The following is an 8,400-nucleotide window of genomic DNA, read 5'->3' on the forward strand; positions in this document are numbered from 1 at the left end:
CATGATCGTCTCAAATGAAATCGAGCGCAGATATAAACTTTCAAATGATGAATTTACAAAAGATTATGTTGAACTCGGAAAACCCGTCATAATTTCTGGAGTTATCCCTAAGTGGGACAGTTTTAGTAAATGGTCTTTAAAATACTTTAAAGAATTATCACCTTCTCTGAATATTTCCGCGAAAAAATTTAGTGATAAGGGAATTCAAGTATGTAGCCTGACAATGGGAAAATATATAGAATTAATAGAAGATTATGAAGCTGATTCCCTGAATAATCCCTTACCACCATATTGCCACGACCTACCTTTATTTAGCTTAATTCCTTCACTAATAGAAGACGCTCAACCATTTCCCTTAGATTATTTACCAAAATGGTACTGGTACAAGTGGTGGCGTTACTGTCAGTTTTTTTTGGGTTGTTCTAATAGTATTACTCCACTACATTTTGATTGTCTTCTCACTAATAATATTTTTTTTCAAATTGTTGGACGTAAACAATTTACAATCTTATTACCTAAAGATGCCAAATATTGTTATCGCAAGGGCTGGCGATGGTTTCTTGTGAATCCAGAAAATCCAGATTTAAATAAATATCCTGAATATAAAAATGCTAGACCAATCAAATTTATTGTAAATCCTGGAGATATTTTATATATGCCTCCTGGAACGTTACATCATGTTAAAAGCTTAGATATGTCAATTTCTTTTAATATCGATTGGCACAGTCGGAAAAGCTCGTTGAATGCTCTAGCCGCTAGTATAAAAGGTATGCCGATTCAAAACTCATACTATAACATTTTACTAGCTATGGGATTAGTATTTAAAATACCGTCTCCGATAATTTTTAAATTTTATAAATCGTATTTAAATTATGTATCTTAATAATGTCAAAGTTGTCATATTTTTTACAAGATAACTACTATTATATAGTAAGATGAAAAGGACATGGATATATTTGAAAAGTGTGAATCAAACGTCAGAAGCTATTGCCGTAACTTTCCTGCCATATTCCATCGAGCTAAGGGTTCCATAATTTATGCGGAATCAGGTGAAGAATACATAGATTTTTTTGCAGGAGCAGGCGCTTTAAATTACGGACATAATCATGACTATATAAAACAAAAAATTATGTCTTATTTAGATGCCGATGGAATAGCTCATGGCTTAGATATGTATACTTGCGCTAAAGAGAAGTTTTTAGCTAAGTTTAATGAGGTAGTACTAAGTACAAAACAGCTAGATTATCGCATCCAGTTCTGCGGACCGACTGGAACAAATGCTGTCGAAGCAGCTTTAAAACTAGCTAGAAAAGTCAAAAAAAGGCCAGGTATATTCTCTTTTATGGGAGCTTATCATGGAATGACTTTAGGGAGCTTATCAATTACTGGTAATACTGGAATTCGAGCGGGAGCAATTGGCTCATTAAACAATGTAACATTTATGCCTTATCCCTATGGATTCATGGAGAGTTTTGACACAATAAAATATATAGAGTCAGTTTTAAATGACGTTAGTTCTGGAATTGAAAAACCAGCTGCGATAATCTTTGAAACAATACAAGCTGAGGGGGGAGTTGTTGTTGCTCCAATTGAGTGGATGCAAAGACTAAGGAAGTTATGTGATGAGAATGATATTTTATTAATCTGCGATGATATTCAAGTTGGTTGTGGTAGAACAGGTTCTTTCTTTTCTTTTGAAAGAGCAGGTATTGTTCCCGATATAGTCATACTCTCTAAATCAATTAGTGGATATGGGTTCCCTATGTCGGTATTATTAATTAAGCCAGAATTGGATATTTGGGAACCTGGTGAGCATAATGGCACTTTTAGAGGTAATCAATTAGCATTTGTAGGAGCTACAGCTGCTCTAGAGTATAGAGAAAGTAGTAATATGGAACAGGATGTTAAAGTCAAAGAGCTTTTTTTGAAAAATTTTCTATCTCAACAAATATCACCAATCAGTGAAAACATAGCAATACGTGGAATAGGCATGATTTGGGGTATAGATTTGACAAATTTTGGTGGTAACAGTTTGGCTAAAAACATCACAATGCGTTGTTTTGAACAGGGATTAATAGTTGAAAGAGCAGGGAGAAATGATACTGTAATTAAATTATTGCCTCCTCTAACAATTGAAATGTCTACCTTAAAAAAAGGTTGTTCAATTATGGAAGCAGCTTTTCATGAATGTGTGTAAAGTAGATTTAAACTCAGAAGCTTGCATTTTAAAAATATATAAATCGAGTTTTAGATTTACCTTATCTTGAAATGACAATCCTCGTTATTATTTGACCTACGGATAATAAATTATTTTTTTCCTAACAGACCCTAAATACTAATATTGTTAGTACCAGTTTTGCTAGAATAGCCAACTTAAATTAGGTAAAAATTATGAATACAACATTAGAACCCCAAGAGTTATTTTCTCAAAAAATATACTGGTTAAACAAACTCTCTGGAGAGCTACCAGAAACGAATCTTATACAGGATTATGTTAGACCCTCGCAGTATAGCGGTAAAAATAAAAGCCATAATTTTGAGTTGCCTAATTACTTATCTCAAGCAATAATCAAGTTAACTAAAGGGTCTTACTTTTTGGTCTACTTAATGCTTTTATCAGCATTCAAGATACTGCTGCAAAAGTACACTAGAAATAATGACCTTATCCTCGGAATACCAGTATATAAAAAAATAGATGGTATAAATCTAAATTATTTAAATGATCAGGTTATTCCCTTACGTACTCAGCTAAGTAATGAAATTACATTTAAAAATTTTCTCATTCAAGTAAAAGATGCTGCAATTGAAGCTTACAGCCATCAGGACTATTGTCTTGATGAGCTAATTGAATTATTAAATTTACCCCAAAGTCAGAATCGCTGTCAAATTTTTGATATAGTCGTATTATTAGAAAATCTCCACAGTAAAACTGAATTAGCAAAACTTAATAATGATATTACCATTTGTTTTCTTATAGAAAATGACGTTATTAGTGGCTCTATAGAGTATAGTGAACTCATTTTTAATGATGAAAATATTAAATTAATGAGTCATTATTACATAAATATTATTGAAAGTATTGTGATTAATATTGATATAAAAATATCAGATATCATTTTTCTAAAGGACTACGATAAACATAAACTATTGGAACAATATAATAATAATATTAAAGAATACCCAATTACAGAAACAATAAATGAATTGTTTGAAAAGCAAGTAAATAAAACACCTAACAATATAGCTGTTGTTCATGAAGAAACTAAGTTAACTTATCAAGAACTCAATGAAAAAGCTAACCAGTTAGCTATCATGTTGCGTAAACTAGGAGTAAGCAAAGGTGAATTTGTTGGCATATTTAAAGACCGCGATATAAATTTTCTTGTTGCTATTATCGCTATATATAAGGCAGGCGGAGCTTATGTACCTCTTGATAGTAATTATCCGTCAAATAGAATTGAATATATGTTATCTAATAGCGAAGTAAGGTTTTTCTTAACTGATTTTTGTTTATTAAAGAACATAATAGAATTAATAGGTAATTCTTCTCAATTAAAATCTTTTATTTGTTTAGATGATATTGTTCCAGAAAATACACAGCTTTTCCAAAACCAACAATTAACAATATACGATAAACTTGATTTCAGTAATCTTTGCAAAGATAATTTAGAGCAAGTAAACGAGGGGGTTGACCCGGCTTACATGCTCTATACTTCCGGTTCTACAGGACTACCCAAGGGAGCAATAGTTAGACATGATGGTGCAGTTAATCATATTTATGCCCAATTTGATGAGTTGGAGTTAACAGAGGAATTTTGTTTTCTCCAAAGCGCCCCTTCTTCCACAGATATTTCTGTCTGGCAGTTTTTGGCACCACTTTTAATTGGTGGGAAGACGGTAATAGTAGATATTGAAACTGTTGCGATTCCTAAACAATTATTTCTTGTACTGAAATCATCAAAAATTACAGTTGTTGAATTAGTACCAGCATTATTTGGCGGCTTACTTGAATATACTTCACAGCTACCTATTCTCGAAAGAGAATTACCAGATTTGAAATGGATGATGGTTGTTGGAGAACCAGTATCGGTCAGTTGGGTAAATAAGTGGCTTGAGATTTATCCAGAAATCAAAATTGTTAATGCTTACGGTCCTACTGAAGCTGCTGATGATATCACTCAGTTTATCGTTGATAAGCCTTTTGATGAAAACCAACGCACAGTTCCAATTGGTAAACCATTAGCAAACTTAAATCTCTACATTCTGGATGAAGAGATGAAATTATTACCCATTGGCGCTCCTGGAGAGATTTGCGTATCGGGAATTGGTGTGGGCGATGGCTACTGGAAGAATGAAGAAAAAACCAAATTAAGCTTTGTGACGAACCCGTTTACAGAAGCAAGGAAGAACTTACCACCAAATCGCAGAGATTTAATTTATAAAACTGGAGATTTAGGAAGATGGCTGGCTGATGGGAATATTGAATTTCTCGGACGTATTGACCATCAGGTAAAAATTCGTGGCTTCCGGGTTGAACTTGGAGAAATTGAGACATTTTTGGGTCAGCACCCAAATGTACGTGAAAATGTAGTTGTAGTTAGAGAAGAGAACCCTGATGATAAACGCTTAGTCGCTTATGTTGTTCCTATCGCTAAGTTTCATCAGGATGAGCCAACTAGTAGCGAACTAGTCAAACAGTTACGCGATTTTCTTAAAGAAAAGCTACCAGGGTATATGATACCCTCTGCGATTGTACTGCTCGAAGCATTGCCTCTCAGCCCCAGTGGTAAAGTAGATCGCCGCGCGTTACCTGTACCAAATTTCAAGAATGAATCTGAATTTGGCTTTGTTGCACCCCGTACTCCCGCAGAAGGAATAGTTGCTGACATCTGGAGTCAGATACTAAAGCAAGAGCATGTAGGTATTCATGATAACTTCTTTAATTTGGGTGGACATTCCTTACTCGCAACCCAAGCTATTTCTAGGTTACGGGAAGCCTTTAAAGTAGAGTTACCTTTACGCAGTTTGTTTGAAGGACCGACAGTAGCTCAACTGGTAGAACGTATCGAGAAGATGCTCACAGTCCAACAGCTACAGCTTATTTCTACGAATGCAGTAGACAATAACCGCGAGGAGATAGAATTATGAAAACTATTGAAGAGTTTTTGTCTTACCTTTGCAGTCTGGATATCAAGCTCTGGATTGAAGATAATTCCTTACGTTGTAGCGCTCCAAAAGATGTGCTGACACCAGTTATCAAGGAAGAACTTGCTGAACGCAAAGAAGATATCCTCACTTTTATACGCAATAACAGTGTAGCTTTAGTTGCTGATAAACAGCCTATTCGCCCAGTAAAACGGCAGGGAAATTTACCACTATCATTTGCCCAACAACGACTGTGGTTTTTAGCTCAATTAGAACCAGACAGCCCATTCTACAATCTTCCTGCTGCTATTTGCCTACAAGGACAATTAAATCTAGAAGCATTACAACAAACTTTCAACGAAATTATCAATCGCCATGAAGCGTTACGAACCAATTTCCAAATAATAGAGGGCCAAGCAGTAGCTGTCATCTCTGAAGAAAAGCCCCTAAACTTATCAATATTCGATATTAGCGAGTTACCTGCAAATAAACAAGAAGCCGAAGTCAAACAACTGACTTTTCAAGAAGCACAACAACCTTTTGACCTAAAAAGCGACCTGTTATTGCGGATAAAACTATTACGTCTTAGTAAGCAAGAACATATTGTATTATTGACAATGCACCACATCGTCTCTGACGGTTGGTCAACAGGTGTACTGGTGCAAGAATTAGCAATACTTTATCCAGCCTTCTGTAATAGACAAGCCTCATCATTGCCGAAACTGCCAATACAGTACGTAGACTTCGCAGCTTGGCAAAGACAATGGCTGCAAGCAGAAGTACTTGAAACTCAACTATCTTATTGGCTCAAGCAGTTAAAAGATGCACCCAAAGTATTAGAGTTACCCACTGATTATCCCAGAGCAGCAATTCAGACATTCCGAGGTGCAACTTACTCATTTAATTTCTCAGATGAACTCTCTGTAGCTCTGAATAAATTAAGTCAGCAGCAGGGGAGTACTTTATTTATGACCCTGTTAGCAGCTTTCCAAACACTGCTATGGCGTTACACAGGGCAAGAAGATATTGTAGTTGGTTCACCGATTGCTAACCGGAATCGAGCCGAGATAGAAGGGTTAATTGGATTTTTTGTGAATACTTTGGTGTTGAGAACTAACTTGGCAGGTAATCCCAGCTTTGAGGAGCTACTCAAACGAGTGCGGGAAGTCGCATTGGGAGCATACACCCATCAAGATTTACCGTTTGAGTTGTTAGTTGAACAACTGCAACCACAGCGATACTTGAGTCATACACCACTATTTCAAGTGATGTTTGTGCTTCAGAATGCACCGATGTCTGCCTTGGAGTTGCCTGGTTTGACTTTGATCCCCTTAGAAAGTAATAGTGATACTGCCAGCTTTGATTTAAACTTAAATATCATAGAAACGGAGTCGGGGTTAGTTGGAAGTTTAGAATACAGTACTGATTTATTTAAGGAAAATTTTATCCACAGGATGGTGGGTCATTTGCAAACATTGCTTGAAGCAATTGTTGCGAATCCACAGCAGCGGTTGTCGGAGTTGCCACTGTTGACGCAATTAGAGAAATATCAATTGCTGCTGGAGTGGAATAATACAGCAGTTGAATATCCTCAACAACACTGTATTCATCAGTTATTCGAGGCGCAAGTAGAACACACACCTGATGCTGTAGCAGTTGTGTTTGAACAAGAGCAGTTGACCTATCAGGAATTAAACTCCAGAGCAAATCAATTAGCACATTATTTGCGTTCAGCGAAGCTGTCGCATAGGGATTCGCTGGGAATAAGACCAGAAGTATTGGTGGGGATTTGTGTAGAGCGCTCTTTGGATATGGTCATCGGACTATTAGCCATCCTCAAAGCAGGTGCTGCTTATGTACCACTAGACCCTGGTTATCCCAAAGAACGCTTGGCTTATATCTTGTCTGATACTCAACTACCAGTTCTGCTAACTCAGCAGTCTTTAGTTGAACAACTGCCAGCACATAAAGCACATATAGTTTGCTTAGATACACATTGGGATCAGATTGCTCAAGAAAGCCAAACTAACCCCATAAATACTTCTACAGCTAACAACTTAGCTTATGTAATTTATACCTCTGGCTCCACAGGCAAACCGAAAGGAGTGCTTGGTCTTCATCAAGGTGCAGTTAATCGTTTTCATTGGATGTGGAAAACTCATCCCTTTACTCAACAGGAAGTTTGTTGTCAAAAAACATCCTTAAACTTTGTAGATTCAGTTTGGGAAATCTTTGGTTCTTTACTTAGGGGAATAACCACAGTAATTGTGCCAGAGCAAGTTGTCAAAGACCCACAACAGTTTGTAACTAGTCTTGCAAACAACAATGTAACACGATTAGTACTTGTGCCTTCGTTATTACGTATATTGTTAAATACATATAATCTTTTACAATTGCAGCTACCCAAGTTAAAGTTGTGGATTAGCAGTGGCGAAGCACTCTCTAACGATCTCCTAGTACAATTTCGGCAGAGTTTGCCGGATAGTATTTTGTTAAACCTTTACGGTTCATCAGAGGTATCTGCGGATGTTACTTGTTACATGATTACCCCACAAACACCTCTATCAGTATCTGTTTTAATTGGTTGTCCAGTTGCTAATACGCAGATATATATACTAGATAACAGTAAGCAACCTGTTTCTGTAGGTGTACGAGGTGAAATATATGTAGGCGGTGAGCATCTGGCAAGAGGTTACTTAAACCGCCCCGACTTGACAGCAGAAAAATTTATTCCTAATCCCTTTGGCGACCAAGGAGCACGTCTTTATCAAACAGGAGACCTAGCACGCTATTTACCAAGTGGAGAAATAGAATACATTGGTCGGATTGACGACCAAGTAAAAGTACGTGGTTTCCGCATTGAACTAGGAGAAATTGAGGCAGTAATCAGCCAATACCCAGCAGTCCGAGAAACTGTAGTTATAGTCAGCGATGATTCAGAAGATTCTCAACGAATAGTCGCCTATATAGTCCCGCAAAAAGAAAAAACACTGATAATTCCCGAACTACGTAGCTTCTTGGAGTCAAAGTTGCCAAATTACATGGTGCCAGCAACTTTTGTGATACTTGAAGCACTACCACTAACGCCAAATGGCAAAGTTGACCGCAAAGTACTGCCAGCACCACAATTAACACAGATATCATCATCCAATTATATTCCGCCAAGCACACCAATCGAGAATTTGTTAGCAGGAATTTGGGCAGAAATACTAGGAATTGAAAAAGTAGGTATTAATAATAATTTCTTTACTTTGG

The 8,400-nt window shown here is 36.6% G+C and carries 4 protein-coding genes; all 4 read left to right on the forward strand.

Features of this window, described 5'->3' with window-relative positions:
• Position 1 precedes the first annotated feature (1 nt).
• Positions 2-883: a cupin-like domain-containing protein gene (locus tag V7K41_RS31000; protein ID WP_334854341.1), complete on the forward strand. Its 882-nt coding sequence runs from the start codon at positions 2-4 to the stop codon at positions 881-883.
• Between the two features lie 63 nt (positions 884-946).
• Positions 947-2,197 carry a diaminobutyrate--2-oxoglutarate transaminase gene (gene ectB, locus V7K41_RS31005; protein WP_334854342.1) on the forward strand — a complete coding sequence of 417 codons (1,251 nt, stop codon included), beginning with the start codon at positions 947-949 and terminating at the stop codon, positions 2,195-2,197.
• 194 nt (positions 2,198-2,391) lie between these two features.
• Positions 2,392-5,148 (forward strand): non-ribosomal peptide synthetase, encoded by a 2,757-nt coding sequence (locus tag V7K41_RS31010; RefSeq protein ID WP_334854343.1) that lies wholly within the window; start codon positions 2,392-2,394, stop codon positions 5,146-5,148.
• The coding region (locus V7K41_RS31015; protein WP_334854344.1) for a non-ribosomal peptide synthetase at positions 5,145-8,400 on the forward strand (3,256 nt) is incomplete at its 3' end. The genes V7K41_RS31010 and V7K41_RS31015, both read left to right, overlap by 4 nt.

Source organism: Nostoc sp., assembly GCF_036917415.1.
Taxonomy (GTDB): domain Bacteria; phylum Cyanobacteriota; class Cyanobacteriia; order Cyanobacteriales; family Nostocaceae; genus Nostoc.